Source organism: Paraburkholderia sp. LEh10, assembly GCF_017814945.1.
Classification (GTDB): Bacteria; Pseudomonadota; Gammaproteobacteria; order Burkholderiales; family Burkholderiaceae; genus Paraburkholderia.
Map to the genome: position 1 here is coordinate 1 of NZ_JAGIPX010000026.1, position 17,091 is coordinate 17,091.

Genomic DNA, 17,091 nt, shown 5'->3' on the forward strand with positions numbered 1-17,091 from the left:
AGGCCGACCAGGGCTGCGACTTCGACTTTCTGGTGGGCTGCCGCGGTGCAGAGGTGCCCGCGCATTCGCATTGAACGCGCCGCACGGCGCAACGTAGCTCAGGTCACGCTATGCGTGCCGATGCCGAGAATCGTATCGGCGTCGGCGCTCGCGTGTTCGAGCTGCACGAGGCTCGCCTGACGCGCGCCGAGCGCATCGCGATTCTGGATCGCGGTGAGAATCGCCTTATGGCGCGGCAGCGACAGCGCATGCGTGTCGGGATGGCGGCTCGTCAGCTTGATCGACTCCGTCAGCGCGAGCGACATCATGTTGCCGATGTAGGCGAGCATGTCGTTGTGCGTCGCCGCCATGATCGCGCGGTGGAATTCCAGATCGGGTTCGAGCAGATCGCCGGCGCTTTGCGCGCGTTCCATGCGGTCGTACGCGGAGCCAATGCGCGCGAGGTCGTCGTCGGTTGCAGCCGTCGCGGCCAGCGCGGCCGCTGCCGGCTCGATGATGCGGCGCACCGTCATCAGCGACAGAAAGAACTCCCCTTCGGGGATACTGTTGAGCGTCCAGTAGAGCACATCGGGATCGAGCATGTGCCACTCTTCGCGCTTGCGCACGACACTGCCGACGCGCGGCTTCGACACCACCAGCCCTTTCGCCACGAGCACGCGCGTCGCCTCACGCAGCACAGGCCGGCTCACGCCGTACTTTTCACATAGCGTCGCTTCGGCGGGCAGGCGTTCGCCCGGCCCCAGCCGGCCGCTGACGATTTCGATGCCGAGTTCCTGCACGATCCGCGCATGCAGGCTTTTGCGTTGCTGAAGATGCCGGTAGTCCATGATGTATTTGTTGTGGCCGTGCGTATGCGGATAGCTGTATCGATGCCGCTGCGGACGCCCTCGACGCAGCCCGTGAGATGTCCCCTGTTAGCTATGCAAGCATAGCATGGGGGACATGCGCCGCCTGCTGCTTTGACAATGGATGCAAGCTCACCATTATCGGGGGTTCTCATGTCGTCGTCAGTGCGCTGCGCCGCGTTGGGTTCATTTTTTGCTTGATCGATGTCAGGCCGCCTGCTTTACTCGATTCTGAATACATGAAGAACGGGCGGCCAGCCGCGGTCTCGCCTTCGATCCGGCATGGACCATCAGACCAATGGAGCACGGCAATGAAGCTCAAATCGCTAGCCTTGCTTGTTGCGTGCGTGGCGGCCGCGAACGTCGGGACGGCCGCCACGCGCGACGAACAGACCAAGGCCTGCAAGCACGACGCGATCAAGTTCTGCGCGATCCATATCCCGAACAAGGAGAAGATCGAAGCGTGCATGAAGGCCCACTACGACAAGCTGTCGCCGAAGTGTCAGGCGATGTTCGATCCCCCTGACGACAGCCAGTCGGCCAGCTAGCGCCTAGCGGATTTCGGCGAGCGCCACGCCCACTTCGACGCGGCCCGTTTCGAGGCCGACCGTGTTGCGCATGCTTCGCAAACGGAAGGGATCGAGCGCGCGATGCACCTCTTCATCGCCGATGCCGAGTTTCATCAGCAGTTCCGCGACGATCGCATAGAGGATCGTCGAGTTGCCGTCTTCGACCTTCACTGCAATGCCGAGCGCGCCCTTCGCGCCGAGCTTTTCCGTCTGCGCCGACGCGCGCACGCCGATCGCATAGCTGGCGTCCGCGCCGACCTTTGCGGCCAGTGCGCCACGCGACGCCTGCATCAGCGTCGTGCAGAACCGCCCCTCGCCCGCGACCATCTCCGGATGGGCCGTCATCGCGCGATAGATGCGCGCAAGCGCCTCGTCTCTCGCCGAACGCTGCGGCGCGTGCATGTCGGCCGCGCGCGCGAGCTTCATGTATAGGCGCGCGAGCCGGTCGAGCGGGAACGCGGGCGTCGGCAGATTGCAGCCGTCGACGGCCCATTGCACGCCGTCGTCGGGCAGGTCGCACGCCTGCGCGACCGTGTGCTTGACGAGCCGTTGCAGCGGATGTTCGGCGAGATGATAGTCGGCGAGCGCCGCGCCCATTGCCCGTGCGCCCGCCAGCATGCCCGCGTGCTTGCCCGAGCAGTTGCTGCATACGGCGCCCGGCACGAAGTCGCGTCGGATCCATTCGCGATAGACGGCATCGGAAATGGGCGGATGTCCGCCGCAACGCAAATCGGCCTCGGTGGCCTGCGCCTTCGCGAGCATGCGCCGCGCGCGTTCGATATGCCGCTCTTCGCTGTTGTGCGAGCCGCACATCAGCGCGAGATCGGCGTCGTCGAATCCGAAGCGCTCGAGCGCGCCTGTTTCGACGACGGCGAGCGCCTGAGCCGGCTTGGCCGCCGACCTGACCAGCGTGACGCGCGACGGGTCGCCCGACGCATGCAGCACGCGCCCTTCAGTATCGACGACGGCAACATGTGCGATATGCGTGTTCTCCACGACATCGCCACGATAAACGGTTGCTGCTACGGCCATCCGGGTCTCCTCCTTTCGTGTCACGTTCGTTCGGTTGGGACAACTGCCCATCCCAGCCGGATTCTACCGGCATGCCCCTGCCAGGCGCGATCCGTGCATGTCGTATACATTGGATCGCGCGGAATGCCGATTGCCTTCGGGCCGCGTTCGTCCGCATTCGTCCATGTTGAGCCGCGCAAGCGGAATCGATCGCAACGCCTTTTCAAGTGCCCTTCGACTTGAGAGAACAGCAACCAACTTGCATGCGACCCGAGTACGGCGCGAATGCGCCCACTCCGGTCGACGGGAGAAAAGAAATGCACATCGCCAGAAAACTGATCGTCCTCTTCGCCTCGGCCTCGCTCGGCATCGGCGCAATTGCACCGGCGTACGCGCAAAACACGGACGCTTCGGGTGGAGACAATGCGGCCACCGCAGGCGCTGCCGCGTCTGCTGCGAAGCCGACCAAGGCGCAGCGCAAGCAGGCCCGCAAGGAAGCGCGCGCGAAGAAGAACGCCGAATTGAAGAAGCTCGAAGACGCGGGATACAAGCCTACTGCCAATGATCCGAATTACCCGCAGGATTTGCAAAACGCGCAGAAAAAAGCGGGCATTGGACAAGGCGCAAGCCAGTAAGCACGTTCGATTCGATTGCCGCGCGCGATTTCTTTTTGCGCGCGGCGTTATTACGCGCTGAGTACTTTGTGACCATTCGGCCCGAACGCGGCGGGCGAGCGCTCTAGCGAAGTTCTCGGGCTCGGACTGCATATCGTCCACAAGATCGTGCACATGCACGGCGGCAACGTCGCTGCCCGGTCGAACGAAGCCGGCACGGTGTTCAAGGTCGAACTGCCGCGCACGGCGCAAAGCTGCGTGCGATAAACGCTGCGTGCGCGGGTGCGCCGCGCTTTCGAAACGGTTCGTAATGAACGGGGCGGCCGTGGGCAGCCGCAGCGCAGCCTTGACCCGCGAGGGCTAGCGTTGGCGCCCCGTTTCGCGCGCAACGCGCGGTGGGGGGCTCGTTGTCTGGGGAATAACGGCTTGCGGCCAAACCGCACTACAATGCTTGCCGTCCGATGCTCGTCAGTGTGTCCACCATGTCCAGCCGCCGTTCCCGAGCCGCTCTCGTGTCGATCCTGCCTGTGCTTGCCGCGCTAGGCGCGTGCTCGACGCCGCCCAAGGCAAAGCTGCAGGAAGACTTCATCAGCAACGGCACGAGCCCGTACACGCGCACGTTCGAGGTCACGAGCACGGAAGCGTGCGAAGGCGCGCGCCGCGCGCTATTGAGCCAGGGCTACATGACGACGCTGGTGCGCCCGGACAGCGTCGATGCGACCAAGAATTTCCAGCCGGCCAGCGACTCTCACTTCACGGTCGAATTTCACATCGTCTGCACGGCGGGCGACGATGCGACGAACAGCAGCATCGTCTACGCGAACGCGGTGCAGAACGGTTATGCGTTGAAAAAGAGCGATACGTCGGCGAGCGTCGGACTAAGCGTGCTCGGCTCGTTGTCGCTGCCGATCCGCTCGAATAGCGACGCGATGGTGAAGATCTCCAGCGAGACGATCCAGACGGGCAGGTTCTACGACGGTTTCTTCGATCTCGTCGGCCACTATCTGGCGAACGTGGTGCGCAGCGCGCCCGTGCCGGACGCGACCGTCAGCGTCACGCCGATGCCGCCGCCCGCCGCCGCTCCCGCGCTGGTCGTCACGCCGATGCCGGCTACACCGGGCGGCAACGTGGCGCCCGTCATCATGCCGGCCGCGCAAACGGCTTCCGCCGACCCGGCCGCGCCTGCTTCAGCGACGAGCGCTTCAGCGGCCACGCCCGCCCCGGCGGCACCCGTGCACGAAGCGGCGCTCCCGCCAGAGCCGGCGCCACCGCACCAAACGACGACCGCGCTCGACGCCACGCCCGCTATCGCCGCGTCACCCGCTTCGAGCGCCGCCGCGTCGCCGCAGTGATGCGGTGCGTGGATGAGCCACGCGAAGCGCCATCGAAAATCGCCGTTATCACACGGCGATTTTTTATTTTCGTCCCGATGATGGTAAGCATGCGCGGCGCGTATTGATGCGCCGAAATGTGCTCGGCCGCGCGCCTCGCGAGGAACGCACGGCTTTTTTCAACCCGAAACGTCGAGCCCGATCGTTTCGCGCGGCGGCACATTCGCCTCGAACCAAATTGAAAAACGCCCCTCCCACGTTTGACTCGTTTCTGATATTGGTTGAAGCGCGTAGCTGTTGCGCTCGCGCGATCACACGTGCAAATCCGCATGTCCCCTCAATGCTTCATAGTCGGAGAACGACAATGCAAAGAAGACACTTCGTAACAGCAAGTGCCGTGGCACTCGCCTACGGCGGTCTGCTGATGTCGGGCTGCACCACCACCAAGAGCAGCGGGGAATCCGCCGCAACCGACATGTCCAAGCGGCAGTCCATCGACTCCAGCGTCGACGGCGCGCTGGCGAAGCTGTATACGACCGTGCAAGGCTCGCGTGAACTGGTTGGCAAGGCGCGCGGGGTGCTCGTGTTTCCTTCCGTGCTGCAGGTCGGCTTCGTCGTCGGCGGACAGTATGGCGAAGGCGCGCTGCGTATCGGCGGCAGCACGGCGGGCTACTACAGCACGGTTTCCGGCTCGTTCGGCCTGACGGCGGGCGCGCAGTCGAAGGCGATCATCTTCCTGTTCATGACGCAGGACGCGCTCGACACATTCCGGAACGCGAAGGGCTGGTCCGCAGGGGCGGATGCGTCGGTGGCGCTGATCAAGGTCGGCGCGAACGGCCAGATCGACACATCGACGGCAACGGCGCCCGTCGAGGCCATCGTAATGACGAACACCGGTCTGATGGGCGACGTGTCCCTTTCGGGCACCAAGGTCTCAAAGCTGAACATCTGAACGGCGCGTCGCGCTTTATCCCCGTTCGATCCGCGCATATAAAGCGGCTCGCCGCGACAATCGGCGAGCCGTTTCCTTTTGCATTCGGACGATGCGGCGCAGCGAAAGCCGGTTGCAGTTTGCAGCCGCGTCCCTCATTCGGGGCCGCGCGCCATGCGCTGGATCGCCTGAGGCGGCTGGCCGAACGCGCGCAAGAACGCCCGGCGCATGCGCTCGCGATCGCCGAAGCCCGTGTCGCGTGCAACCACGTCGACGCCGTGCCGCCCCGTTTCGAGCATCAGGCGCGCCGCCTCGACGCGCAACCGCTCGACGGCCTTCGCGGGCGTCTGCCCCGTTTCCTCCCTGAATGCGCGCGTGAACTGGCGCGGGCTCAGATGCGCGGCGTCCGCGAGCTGCTCGACGGAAAGCGGCGTATTCAGGTTGCGCCGCGCGTATGAGAGCGCCGTCTGGATGCGGTCGGACTTCGGCTCCAGTTCGAGCAGCGCCGAAAACTGCGACTGCCCGCCCGCGCGCCGGTGATACACGACGAGCTTGCGCGCGACATGCCGCGCGAGCTCCACACCCGCATCCTTTTCGACGAACGCCAGCGCAAGGTCGATGCACGCCGTCATGCCCGCCGACGTCCACACGTTGTCGTCGATGATGAAGATTCGGTCCTCCTCGACCTTCACGGCGGGATAGCGCCTGCGCATGTCGTCGGCGTAGTACCAGTGCGTGGTTGCGCGCCGGCCGTCGAGCAGCCCGGCTTCGGCCAGATGGAACGCGCCCGTGCAGGCAGCCGCCACGCGCCGCGCGGACGGCGCCGCGCGCTTCAGAAACGCGATCAGCGACGGCGTCGACGGCTCCAGATCGTTGTCGCCAGCGACGAGAATCGTGTCATAGCGGCTGTCGCCGTCGAAAGGCCGGGTCGTCACGGCAAAGCCCGACGAGCACGGCACCTGCCCGCCGTGCTCGGACAGCAGCACGAACTCGTACAGCGGCTCGCTCACCTCGCGATTCGCGAACTCCAGCACGGTCGTCATGCCGAGATTCATCACCTGAAAACCGGGGAACAGAACGATTCCGACGCGCAGCATGGCTTCACTCCTGCGATGTCCTAAAAGGTGGCATCTATGACATTGAGGCCGTGTGAGTATGCACCTAATCTGACGGACATGCAGACGACGTTACGTCGATCTGCACCACTATCCTCAGGAGCATTGATATGTCGAATTCTTCCAACCCGGCGGCCCACCTCGGTACGGCCGTCGTCACGGGCGCTTCGTCGGGCATCGGCGCGATCTACGCGGACCGCCTCGCGCGTCGCGGCTACGATCTGATCCTCGTGGCCCGCAACCGCGCACGCCTTGAAACGCTGGCGATGCGCATCACGAACGAAACGGGCCGCTCGGTCGAAATCGTCGCCGCCGATCTGAACGACGACGCCGACATCCGGCGCGTGGAAAACGTGCTGCGCACGGACGCGAGCATCACCGTGCTGGTGAACAACGCGGGCGTCGGTGCGGCCGCGCCGCTGGTCGATGCGAACGTCGACACGATGGAATCGATGATCAAGCTGAACGTCGTCGCGCTGACCCGGCTCACATACGCGATCGCGCCCGCTTTCGTCGCACGCGGCGGTGGCAGCATCATCAACATCGCGTCAATCGTCGCAATCGCGCCGGAGTTGCTGAACGGCGTCTATGGCGGCACGAAGGCATTCGTACTCGCGTTCACACAGTCGCTGCATCACGAACTGGCGAGCAAGGGCGTGAAGGTGCAGGCGGTGTTGCCGGGCGCGACGCGCACCGAGTTCTGGGACGTGGCGGGCCTGCCCGTCGAGCATCTCGACCAGGGCATCGTGATGCCGGCGGAACAGATGGTGGATGCGTCGCTCGTCGGCTTCGACCGTGGCGAACTGGCGACGATTCCGTCGCTGCCCGATTACGCCGACTGGCAAGCGTTCGAGTCGGCTCGTGCTGCGCTTGGACCAAACCTGTCGCGTAGCAAGCCGGCTGCGCGGTTCAACGTGGCTTGATGCCGTAAGTCGACGGCGTTGGGCGCAGCGCGACAAGGCGAACGCTTTGCGCCCTTCAACGCGAGTTTATGCGCCTAAACTTTGCGCCCGCCGCGTCGAGGCTCAAGCGAGCCCAACGCGAAATTCATGCGCCCAGCAGAACGCCCGTGCGGAACGGCCGCGTGCCCGTCACGCGGCCCAACGGCGCGCCCGCCGTCACGAAGCGGATGGCGCGCCGCATGTAGAACACGCCTTCCGTATTGCTGGTGATCGTCGTGGTCTCGTCCGTCAGCGGATCGATGATATCGAACAGCGCGTCGCCCGCGCGAATCAGGTCGCCGATGTTCGCGCGATGCACGAGGATCCCGCTGACGGGCGCATAAAACTGCTCGCTGCCGGCAAGCGGCGTCGCGGGCATCGGCAGTTCGGGCAGCGGCCGCGCGTCGCCCTCGATCGCCTTGCGATACGTCAGATAATCGACGATCGCGTCGGCGTCCTGCTGCGCGACTTCGTATGAGACGTCACGCTGCCCGCGGCATTCGATCGTCACGGCAACGGTGCCAGTCGGCACCGGCTTGCCCGCGGGTATCTCCTGCTGGAAGTGCCACCAGAGCAGGCTGTGCGTTTCATCGACCGCCCGGCCGCCCGAGTTCGTCGCGAGCAGCGACGCTTCCGAGCGCAGATAGCGCGCAAGCGGCTCGATCTCCGGCCAGCCCGCTTCGCTCGTGTACACGTGCATCACAGCTTCGAGCGAGCAATGCAGATCGATCACTACGTCCGCATCGTAAGAGAGCTTCAGTAGTGCGAGTTGCAGCGACTCGTATTCCGTGAGCGGCTTTTGCGCGTCGAGCTGTTCACGCACCAGTTCGCGGATCAGATCGCGATTTTCACGCGCGTCCGACCGGAGCCGGTCTTTCGCGCGGTCCAGCAACGACGTGAACGGCATGAAGTGCCGGTTGAAGTTCTTGCCGCTGCCCGCCTCGAAGCGGCCGAGAAACTGCCCGAGCACATGCTGGCCAAGCCCGACTGGATTGGCGACGGGCATGAGCACGATCTCGGCGTTGAGCACGCCTCGCGCTTCGAGTTCGACGAGACGGCGCTTGAGCAGCACCGTCGCCAGCATCGCGGGCGTTTCGTCGGCATGCAGCGATGACTGGATGTAGATTTTTTGCCCGCTGTTTTGCGGGCCGAAATGAAACGCGACGAGTTCGCGCGATCAACACTCGCGCGAACACCGTCGAAAGCGCCTTGGCAGCCCTCGCGAAGGCTCCCGAAAACCCTCACCTCAAGCGCTTCCGCCGGGGTTGGCAGAAAACCGCGCGCGGTTGGCAGCATCGCGGGTATCAATGCTTTTGCCGCGCAAAAGGGCTCTCCCTACACTTTGACCATACACCGCTCGCTCACCTGGACACAGCGAACGGACACCGTCGATCACGTTTCTGGAGAACCCGAATGAGCGAAATCATCGCAGGCATCAAGATCCCCGACAGCAAGATGGCGCGCGAAGCGACGCAGCTCGTGCGCGACACTGAAACCGATCTGCTCTATCACCACTCGCGCCGCGTGTTCCTGTTCGGCGCGCTGACGGGCGAGCGCAAGCAGTTGAAGTACGACCCGGAACTGCTGTATATCGGCGCGATGTTTCATGACATGGGCCTGATGGAGAAGTACAGCAGCGCGCACGACCGCTTCGAAGTCGACGGCGCGAACGCCGCGCGCAACTTCCTGCAAGGCTATGGCATCAGTGAAAACGACATCGACATGGTGTGGGACGCGATTGCGCTGCATACGACGCCGGGCATTCCGCAGTACAAGAAGCCCGTGGTCGCGCTGGTGACGGCCGGCGTCGAGATGGATGTGCTGGGCCTTGCCTACGACGAGTTCTCGAACGACGACCGCAAGCTGGTCGTTGCCGCGCATCCGCGTGGCGAGAGCTTCAAGGAAAACATCATCGAGGCGTTCGCGAACGGCACGAAGCACAAGCCGCTCACGACGTTCGGCAACGTGAAGGCCGACGTGCTCGCGCTGAAAGACCCGGACTACAAGCGCCTGAACTTCTGCAGCATCATCCTCGGCTCGGCGTGGAACGACTCGAATGTGCAGGTCGACGCATGCCGCAATCCCGCGCATAACCACGCATAAGCGCGCTTACTGGCTCTCTCCTCGTCAAGGTCTGTTGACGATCAAGCCGCTTGCAGTCTCCGCTCAAGCGTGCCTTTGAATCCGCGTTCTCGCGAGCGCGGATTCTTTTTTCTCCCGGTGTGACGTAGAAGCGCTAGCGGTCGCTCGCGGCCTTCACGAGACACTCCGACAGCCTGTCGAAATGCCTGAGCGCAGCCTGCGTAAGCTCGATCTGCTTGCGGCGCGTGTCTTCCGTATCCGTCAGCATGATCCAGCCCTTGTCGCGCATTGACTTGAGCCGCGCATGCAGCGTCGCGGGCGAGCCCAGTTCGCTCTTGCCCATCATGTCGCGCACCGATAGGCGCTCCCTGCTCTGGCCGGCGCGCGCAACCATTTCCAGAATCTTCTCTTCGAGCGGGTCCAGCGAGGGCAGCGACGGCAAGCCGCGCAAGGCCTCGGCCAGTTGCAGGAAACGAAGGTAGATATCCGCGGGACGCGTCATGCGGGAAGTTCCGGTGCGGCGCGTTACGAAGCGCTGCGAGGTTCGAGGTCTGATCTGGAGTGGGTAGGCTATCATCGCGGCTGTATTCGCACAGCAACTGTGGATTTTACGACGGTGTCACGCTTGAGGCTGCACTTCTATTCGGTGACGGGCACGGTCGTCGTGTTCATCCTGTCGCTCTGGGCGAACGAACAGCTCTTCGCGCACTCGGAATTCGTACGCGGCGTGAACTGGATCTATCTGCCCGCCGGCATCCGGCTGCTGAGCACGCTGCTGCTCGGCGCGGACGGCGCGCTCGGCCTCCTGATCGCGAGCTGGCTAGTCGATTTTTTCTACCTGTTTCCGCACGACATCGTGCGCTCGCTCGCGGGCGGCATCATTGCGGCAGCTGCGCCGTACGGCGTATATCGGCTCGCATGCGAGCGCTGGGGATTGCGGGCATCGCTTGCGAACCTCACCGCCAAGCGGCTGCTGATGCTGACGCTCGCCTATTCGATTGCGAGCCCGCTGCTGCATCACATCTGGTTCGCGTCGCGCGGCGATACGCAGAATATCGCCGAGCGGCTCGTCGCGATGGTGATCGGCGATCTGACGGGCACGCTTATCGTGATCTATACGCTCAAGGGTGTGCTGTCGTTGCTGCCGCGCCGCCGGATTGCGCATCCGGCCGGACCGGGCTCGTTGTGACGCGCCGGCGCGACGTATAAGCCGCTTATCGCGCGACGGGCGCCCGCGAACTTCTGCGCGCCGTCTGCGAGGGCAATTCGCCGAACTGCGCCTTGTATGCGTTGGCGAAATGCCCCAGATGCACGAAGCCCCACTGCGCGGCGGCATCGCTGACGGAGAGGTCGGCCTGCCGCGTATCGAGCAACAGACGCCTCACCTGCGCAAGCCGCAGCGAGCGCACGTAGTTGAGCGGATTGGTCTGCACGACAGCCTGAAAGCTGTTCTGCACCGTGCGCCTGCTCACGCGCAATTGCGTGCAGAGGCTTTGAATGTCGATGGGCTCTTCGGGATGATTGATCACGAAGTCATGAATGCGCCGCACGATATCGGCCTGACACGCATACGTCAGCCGGTTCGAGGACGCGGGCACGTGATACGCGAGCAGATCGACCAGTGTCTCGCCAACCTGGCTGCGCACGGCGCGCTGCGCGTGCTCATCGTCGAATGCGTCGGGCTGCGCGAGCACGCGTTCGATCAGCGTCGCGAGCTGCAGGCCCGCGCGCGTGCAGGCTGCATTCGGAATGTCGATCACGCTGCGCCGAAACAGGCCATCGTCGAGCGCGACTCCCGCGCAATCGGCGACGCCTTGCAGCATGTCCGTATCGACGACGACGCCGATCAGCGCCATGTCGTCCGGCGAGTGAAACTCGAACGGCATGCCGCCCTGCGCCATCACGAACGCGCCGCGATCGATCCGCACGCCGCCGAACGCAAACGAACCCGCGCCTGCGAGCGGAATGCCGAAGGTCATGTGATTCGGCGGCAACTGGCCGCGCTGCACGACACGCAGATTCGCCGATTCGTGGAAGACCTGCACGCCGTCCAGCTCGATCTGCTTCACGGCGCTGCGAAACGAGCCCGAGCCGATCTGGTCGTAACGCTGGTCCCAGCCCCGCAGCGCGGCCGCGTGCGCATCGGCATCGTCGAAGAACTGGTGCTGGACGTACACAAAGCCCCCACAATCAAAAAAATCCGCCAAGGTGCGTAGAATAAACCGACCGAGCGGTCGGGAAAATACGACCTCGGGTTTTTCCTGGGCGTTTTTGCCCATTTTCGTCCGCTGGACGCGACAGACGGCGCATTTGCGTCGCAGCGGAAGCGAGCCGGCGAACCACAATTGTAGCCAGCGCCAAAATTCGACGAAGCCATCCAAAACACCTGGCGGCGTAAAGAAAAGCCGTAGTCGCCGACTGTCGCGCGGGCGCCGATTTGCTTATATCCTAGCGAATCTTTTTACTGGCTTCGATGCAGATGGCTCCGTCCCGCTCCCGCACTTCCACGCCGCGCACGATGCATCGCAATCTGCCGATGCTGCTGCTGCGCGCGCGCGAACTCATGATGGCGCGCTTTCGTCCGCTGCTCACGGCCCAGGGGCTGACCGAGCAACAATGGCGCGTCATTCGCGCGCTGCACGAGAACGGTCCACTGGAGCCGCGCGAGCTTTGCGCGCTGTGCACGATTTCGAGCCCGAGTCTCGCGGGCGTGCTCGCGCGCATGGAAGACCTCGGCCACGTGACGAAAGCGCGTTTCGAAGACGATCAGCGGCGCGTACGCGTATCGCTGACGGCGCAAAGCGCGCAGATCGTCGAACGGATGGCGCCGCTGCTCGAAGCTGAATATCGCGCGCTGGAGAAGCAGGTTGGGGCGAAGGTCGTCGAGGATCTGTATGTTGCCGTCGACGCGCTCATCAAAGAGCTGGATAGCGACAAGGATGCCGAAGCGCCGTGACGGACCCGGCCGCAACTCCGCCGCTACTCCGCCGCTACTCCGCCGCTACTCCGCCGCTACTCACCCTCTACTCACCCTCTACTCGCCCGCTTCTAGCACGCTACTCGCCCACTACTCGCCCGCGCCCTCCCCTGCCGCATCGATCAGCCGCACCGCCACGTCGGCGTTGCCGATCTGTTCGATCGCCAGCAGCGCAAAGCGCGCCAGAAACAGTGGCGCATTCGCCTCGCCCACTTGTGTCATCGTCTTGCACAGCCGCGTGTAGACGGTGTCGAGTTCTGCATCGGTCATCGCGTTCTCCATTCGTTCAAACCGTTCATCAAGAAAGCGCGCGGGTGATAGCCGCTTCGAGATCGGCGGCACTCGCGTCGCGCCAGCGGCCCAGCACGTGACCATCGGGGCGCACCAGATACACCGTGCCCGGCTTCGCGTCATAACGCTCGAACAGACGCCCCGTGTGATCCCACGCGTGCACGCTGCCCGTTTGCGGATTCAGGCGCGCGCTCACGGGCACGATCCCGAAAGGCACGCCGCGCTCGCGCAGCGTCTGTGCGAGCGCACGGAACCCGGCTGGGACGTCGCCTGCGTCGCTGAAGCACAGCGCGGTAAAGCGCGGGCGAACGAGATCGGTCAGGTGCGCTTCGCGCGCATGTCCGCCTTCGGCGATCGTCACGGGATACTCGGCGAGCACCGCGCCAGGCACGGGCCCCGCAACGAACGCATCGCCATCGGGAATGTTCAGCGGTGAGCGCGCGTAGGTAATCGCGGACGTCTGCCGCGGATTGATCAACGAACGCACGCCCGGATGCTTCACAGCAAGACTCAACACGGCCTTGCGCATCAAGTCGAATGCGAAAGAAGGCGGCGCCATGAACTCGGTGCTCTTCGTGCCGTAGCTCAGATTCTCGTGAGTGGCGGCGACGCGTTCATCTGAATAGCTGTCGAGCAATTTCTCCGACGCCAGCCCCTTCACGACGAACGCGAGCTTCCACGCGATGTTATCCGCGTCGTCGATGCCCGAGTTCGCGCCGCGCACGCCGAAGATCGGCACCAGATGCGCGGCATCGCCCGCGAACATCACGCGGTTGTGCCGGTAACGGTCGAGCGTCAGCGCGTTGGCCTTGTAGATCGTGATCCAGATCGGCGACCACGCGCCCTTCTCGCCCATCATGTCGAGCAGGCTCTGCACGCGCGGCATCACGTTCTCGGGCTTCACGGCCTGCTCGGCGTCTTCGCCGTCGCGCAACTGATAGTCGATGCGCCACACGTTGTCGGGCTGCTTGTGCACGAGCACGGTCGAACCCGGATTCGACGACGGATCGAAATACGCAAGGCGTTCCGTCGGACGATCACTGTCGAGCTCGATATCGACGATCACATAGCGCCCTTCGTAGCTCGTGCCCTGCAACTGCAAGCCGAGCGCTTCGCGTATCGTGCTGCGCCCGCCGTCGCACGCGACCACCCAGTCGGTATCGAGTGCGTAGTCGCCGTCCGCCGTGGACAGCTGCAGCGTTGCGCCATCGTCGCGCGAGTCGATCGACTTCACGCGCGTTTGCCAGCGGATATCGATCAGTTCGGCGCGCTTTTCAGCAGCGTCGAGCAGAAACTGCTCGATGTGATATTGCGCGAGATTCACCATCGGCGGCAGCTTCTGGTTTTCGTCCTGCGGCATCGTGAAGTGCAGCACTTCCGTGTCGCGATAGAAGCTGCGTCCGCCCGTCCACGGCAGGCCCGTCTTCAGGAAGCCATCGACGGCGCCCAGGCGCTCGATGATCTCCAGGCTGCGGCGCGAAATGCAGATCGCGCGGCTGCCGTAGCAAACGGAGTCGTCCGCTTCGATCAGCACCGATGGCACGCCATGATTCGCGAGACCGAGTGCAACGGCCAGCCCGACCGGCCCGCCGCCGACGATCGTCACCGCGTGGCGCTTCACGTCCGTGCCTTGCTTCAATTGCGGCAGATGCGCCGCGTATTGCTTCGCGGTGAACGGATATGGTTTGAATTCCTTGTTCATCCAATGCTCCTGATTCGAACCCTTCAAGCGACCTTTATTAACTAACGCTGGCGCGACCGTCAGGCAATGCGCGCACGCGGCGCATCACGTTTATCCATCGGCAACATCATCACGACGAGCACGCCGATCACGAGCAGCGCCGCCGAATACAGCAGCCCGGCGGAAAAGCTGCGTGTCGCGTCCTTCAACCAGCCGACAATGAGCGGATTGAGCGCCGAACTGATATTGCCCGTCGCGTTGATGACGGCAATGCCGATCGCGCGGGCGCGAAAGCTCAGTGCGTGATCGGGCGCCGTCCAGAAGATCGACATCGCCGTGTACGAGCCCGCCGATGCGAGGCACACGCCGAGCATGCGCAACGCGGGGTTCGCCGAATATGCAGTGCACAACCAGCCGGCGGCGGAGAACAGCATCGGCAGCATCAGGTGCCATTTGCGCTCCTGCCTGCGGTCCGAGCGGCGTCCCCACCAGATCATCGCGACGATCGTGCAGACCTGCGGAATCGCCGCGAGCAGGCCGATCGTCCGATTGCTCGCATCGGCGCTGAAGCTCTTCACGATCAGCGGTGTCCAGACGGCAACCATCGCGAGCGTATTCACGAGGCAGAAGTACGCAATCGCAAACTTCACCACTACGGGCGACAGCAGCTCACGGGCGATGCTCTTGCCGCCGTGCGCTTGTGACGTTGGCGACGGATGCGAAGTTGACGCGTCCGCCGTCACGTCTTGCCGATGCTCGGCGGCAAGCGTCGCCGCCAGCGTGCGCTTTTCTTCCGCGTCGAGCCAGCCTGCGCGTTGCGGGCTGTCGTCGAGATACGCGTAGACCACGAGGCCGAGAATCGCCGACGGCAAGCCTTCGAGCAGAAAGAGCCACTGCCAGCCCTTCAGGCCGAGCGCGCCGTCGAGTCCGAGAATGAAGCCCGACAGCGCCGAACCGACAGCGGCCGTCACGGGCATCGCGATCATGAAGAGCGCGTTGGCGCGCGCACGGTACGCGGCCGGAAACCAGTACGTCAGATACAGCAGAATGCCCGGCAAAAAGCCCGCTTCCGTCACGCCGACCAGCACGCGCAACACATACAGCGTGCCGGGGCTCGTCGCGAACATCGTCGCCGTCGACGCAAGCCCCCACGCGATCATGATCGTGCCGATCCACCTGCGCGCGCCAATGCGCGCCAGCACGATGTTGCCCGGAATGCCGCACGCGATGTATGCGACGTAGAACAGTGTGGTCGCAAGGCCGAACTGCGTGCTGGTGAGTCCCAGGTCCTTCATCATCGTCAGGCCGGCGAAGCCGATGTTGATGCGGTCGAGAAACGAGAAGAAGAACAGCACGAACAGAAACCACAGCAAGTGCCGCGACACTTTCGCAATCACGGGCTGCTCGTTCGCTTGCGGCGCGGTCGTTGCAGGGCTCGAATGCAGTGCACCCGCTCGCGAGGTCGATTCCATACTGATGTCTCCGATGTTGACGCTATCCCGGACGCGGTCCGGTGCAATCGCTTCGACGCGCCGTCGATCGGCGCATGGCGATGCGTCGCAGTATGGAGGGCGGCATTGCGCCGCCTGTCCTCATTTTGGGTACAAGCGGGCGCCCCGGAAGGCCTGGGGAAAACGCGGATAGGTCTGCCGTAACCGGTAAAGCGTCAAGCCTTGCCGGGCCCGATGCACAGCGCGAACAACTGCCGCTGGCTCGAAATGCCGAGCCGCCGGAACGCGCGCTTCTGATACGTGACGACGCTCGTCGCCTTGATGCCCATCGTGTCGCCGATCTCCTGCGCGGTGCGTCCTTCGAGCACGCCCGTCAGCACATCGAGTTCGCGCTTCGACAGTTCGGGGCAAAGGCCGCGCACGCGCGCAAGCATCAGGTGCGAGATCGCCATGTCGCGCTGGCCGCAAATCGCATAGTGATGTTTCGCCGCGTGTGCGATCAGCGGCGCCATCGCTTCGATTAACGCGATTTCGCGCGGATGGTAGTTGCCGAAGCGGCGGTCGCGGTAGAGGTTCACGGAGAGCCAGATATCCGGGGTCGGCTGCACGAGCAGCGACACGCGGTCCGACACGTTCGGCTGCTGATAGCACGCGGCGCGATACGCTTCGTGGAGGATGTCGTCGCTCGTCTGCTGGTGCAACACGAGTGTCGAGCCGGGCTTCTCGCTGCGCGCCGACGAGACGATCTTCTGGTTGCCGTCGAGCGCATAGAAGTGGCGCGCGTACGTGTCGGCGACGTCGCGCAGAAAGCGCCCGCCGCGATGATCGGCCACCGACACCGTGCGCGGCCGGTTGCCGAATTCGTACGCGAAGATCGTGCATTGAGAAATCGCGCCGATGTCGCCGAGCAGCTTCAGCACCTCGGCGGCGAGCGCATTCGAGTCCTCGCTGCCGATCGACGACACGAGCCCCGTCGCGCGGCTGAGATCCAGCTGCCCTTGCGAAGCGGGACGGTCGAGACGCCATGAACGCATGATCGGATTGCGGCCTGAAGCGGCGAGAAAAACGGAGGAACCGCATCATTTTAATCTGCCCGGCGCTCGCGCATGGACTGGCGGCGCTGTTGCGGCCATACCGCTGCAATCGCGTCCCCTGGCGTTCGATGCGTGAAGGAAATCATCCCCGTCGCGATGAACCGTCCCGCACAAAGCTTCGAAATTGCCTACATTGAAACCTCACACGCACGCAGCGT

At 64.1% G+C, this 17,091-nt stretch carries 17 protein-coding genes and 2 pseudogenes; 9 read left to right on the plus strand and 10 right to left on the minus strand.

The annotated features are described in order from the left end of the window. Positions 1 to 98: 98 nt before the first annotated feature. Positions 99 to 827, minus strand: a complete 729-nt coding sequence (locus J8I87_RS21650) for a FadR/GntR family transcriptional regulator (RefSeq protein ID WP_209933912.1) — start codon at positions 825 to 827, stop codon at positions 99 to 101. Between the two features lie 329 nt (positions 828 to 1,156). Between J8I87_RS21650 and J8I87_RS21655 the strand changes: the two genes are divergently transcribed. Next, on the plus strand, positions 1,157 to 1,393 hold the full coding sequence (locus J8I87_RS21655) for a hypothetical protein (RefSeq protein WP_209933913.1): 237 nt from the start codon (positions 1,157 to 1,159) through the stop codon (positions 1,391 to 1,393). A 3-nt stretch (positions 1,394 to 1,396) separates the two neighbouring features. On the opposite strand, the gene J8I87_RS21660 is transcribed toward J8I87_RS21655, so the two are convergent. Next, positions 1,397 to 2,446, minus strand: coding sequence for an asparaginase (locus tag J8I87_RS21660; RefSeq protein ID WP_209933914.1), 1,050 nt, complete (start codon positions 2,444 to 2,446; stop codon positions 1,397 to 1,399). Between the two features lie 296 nt (positions 2,447 to 2,742). On the opposite strand from J8I87_RS21660, the gene J8I87_RS21665 reads away from it, so the two are divergent. The 4 genes and pseudogenes from J8I87_RS21665 (at position 2,743) to J8I87_RS21675 (ending at position 5,322) form a co-directional block, all read left to right on the plus strand. Beyond that, positions 2,743 to 3,060 (plus strand): DUF4148 domain-containing protein, encoded by a 318-nt coding sequence (locus tag J8I87_RS21665; RefSeq protein ID WP_209933916.1) that lies wholly within the window; start codon positions 2,743 to 2,745, stop codon positions 3,058 to 3,060. A gap of 75 nt (positions 3,061 to 3,135) precedes the next feature. Beyond that, a pseudogene (locus J8I87_RS44840) lies at positions 3,136 to 3,306 on the plus strand (ATP-binding protein); the annotation flags it as partial. 215 nt (positions 3,307 to 3,521) lie between these two features. Beyond that, positions 3,522 to 4,391, plus strand: a complete 870-nt coding sequence (locus J8I87_RS21670) for a DUF2242 domain-containing protein (protein ID WP_209933917.1) — start codon at positions 3,522 to 3,524, stop codon at positions 4,389 to 4,391. A gap of 343 nt (positions 4,392 to 4,734) precedes the next feature. Then, positions 4,735 to 5,322: a YSC84-related protein gene (locus tag J8I87_RS21675; protein ID WP_209933919.1), complete on the plus strand. Its 588-nt coding sequence runs from the start codon at positions 4,735 to 4,737 to the stop codon at positions 5,320 to 5,322. Positions 5,323 to 5,456: 134 nt separating this feature from the next. Here J8I87_RS21675 and J8I87_RS21680 read toward each other — a convergent pair whose 3' ends face one another. Beyond that, complete coding sequence (locus J8I87_RS21680) at positions 5,457 to 6,398, minus strand: GlxA family transcriptional regulator (protein ID WP_209933920.1); 942 nt, start codon at positions 6,396 to 6,398, stop codon at positions 5,457 to 5,459. A 128-nt stretch (positions 6,399 to 6,526) separates the two neighbouring features. On the opposite strand from J8I87_RS21680, the gene J8I87_RS21685 reads away from it, so the two are divergent. Then, positions 6,527 to 7,339 (plus strand): SDR family oxidoreductase, encoded by an 813-nt coding sequence (locus J8I87_RS21685; protein WP_209933921.1) that lies wholly within the window; start codon positions 6,527 to 6,529, stop codon positions 7,337 to 7,339. 124 nt (positions 7,340 to 7,463) lie between these two features. Here the strand turns inward: J8I87_RS21685 and J8I87_RS21690 are convergent. Continuing rightward, positions 7,464 to 8,531: pseudogene (locus J8I87_RS21690) on the minus strand (succinylglutamate desuccinylase/aspartoacylase family protein); the annotation flags it as partial. A 239-nt stretch (positions 8,532 to 8,770) separates the two neighbouring features. Here J8I87_RS21690 and J8I87_RS21695 point away from each other — a divergent pair. Continuing rightward, entirely contained in the window at positions 8,771 to 9,460 is a 690-nt protein-coding gene (locus J8I87_RS21695; RefSeq protein WP_209933923.1) for an HD domain-containing protein, read from the plus strand. A 133-nt stretch (positions 9,461 to 9,593) separates the two neighbouring features. On the opposite strand, the gene J8I87_RS21700 is transcribed toward J8I87_RS21695, so the two are convergent. After that, a complete protein-coding gene (locus J8I87_RS21700) occupies positions 9,594 to 9,941 on the minus strand; it encodes a winged helix-turn-helix domain-containing protein (protein ID WP_209933924.1) in 348 nt (115 codons plus the stop codon). A 114-nt stretch (positions 9,942 to 10,055) separates the two neighbouring features. On the opposite strand from J8I87_RS21700, the gene J8I87_RS21705 reads away from it, so the two are divergent. Next, positions 10,056 to 10,628 (plus strand): hypothetical protein, encoded by a 573-nt coding sequence (locus tag J8I87_RS21705; protein ID WP_209933925.1) that lies wholly within the window; start codon positions 10,056 to 10,058, stop codon positions 10,626 to 10,628. A gap of 25 nt (positions 10,629 to 10,653) precedes the next feature. Here the strand turns inward: J8I87_RS21705 and J8I87_RS21710 are convergent, their stop codons facing one another. Next, entirely contained in the window at positions 10,654 to 11,616 is a 963-nt protein-coding gene (locus tag J8I87_RS21710; RefSeq protein ID WP_209933927.1) for a helix-turn-helix domain-containing protein, read from the minus strand. A gap of 302 nt (positions 11,617 to 11,918) precedes the next feature. On the opposite strand from J8I87_RS21710, the gene hpaR reads away from it, so the two are divergent. Then, positions 11,919 to 12,395 carry a homoprotocatechuate degradation operon regulator HpaR gene (hpaR, locus tag J8I87_RS21715; RefSeq protein WP_209933928.1) on the plus strand — a complete coding sequence of 159 codons (477 nt, stop codon included), beginning with the start codon at positions 11,919 to 11,921 and terminating at the stop codon, positions 12,393 to 12,395. Between the two features lie 111 nt (positions 12,396 to 12,506). Here the strand turns inward: hpaR and J8I87_RS21720 are convergent, their stop codons facing one another. The 4 genes from J8I87_RS21720 to J8I87_RS21735 all read right to left on the minus strand — a co-directional run bounded on the left by J8I87_RS21720 (position 12,507) and on the right by J8I87_RS21735 (position 16,873). Further along, positions 12,507 to 12,686, minus strand: coding sequence for a hypothetical protein (locus J8I87_RS21720; protein WP_209933929.1), 180 nt, complete (start codon positions 12,684 to 12,686; stop codon positions 12,507 to 12,509). A 28-nt stretch (positions 12,687 to 12,714) separates the two neighbouring features. Continuing rightward, complete coding sequence (locus J8I87_RS21725; RefSeq protein ID WP_209933930.1) at positions 12,715 to 14,409, minus strand: FAD-dependent oxidoreductase; 1,695 nt, start codon at positions 14,407 to 14,409, stop codon at positions 12,715 to 12,717. A gap of 59 nt (positions 14,410 to 14,468) precedes the next feature. Then, positions 14,469 to 15,860, minus strand: a complete 1,392-nt coding sequence (gene hpaX / locus J8I87_RS21730) for a 4-hydroxyphenylacetate permease (protein ID WP_209933931.1) — start codon at positions 15,858 to 15,860, stop codon at positions 14,469 to 14,471. Between the two features lie 194 nt (positions 15,861 to 16,054). Next, positions 16,055 to 16,873, minus strand: a complete 819-nt coding sequence (locus J8I87_RS21735; RefSeq protein ID WP_209933933.1) for a helix-turn-helix transcriptional regulator — start codon at positions 16,871 to 16,873, stop codon at positions 16,055 to 16,057. Positions 16,874 to 17,091: the final 218 nt, after the last annotated feature.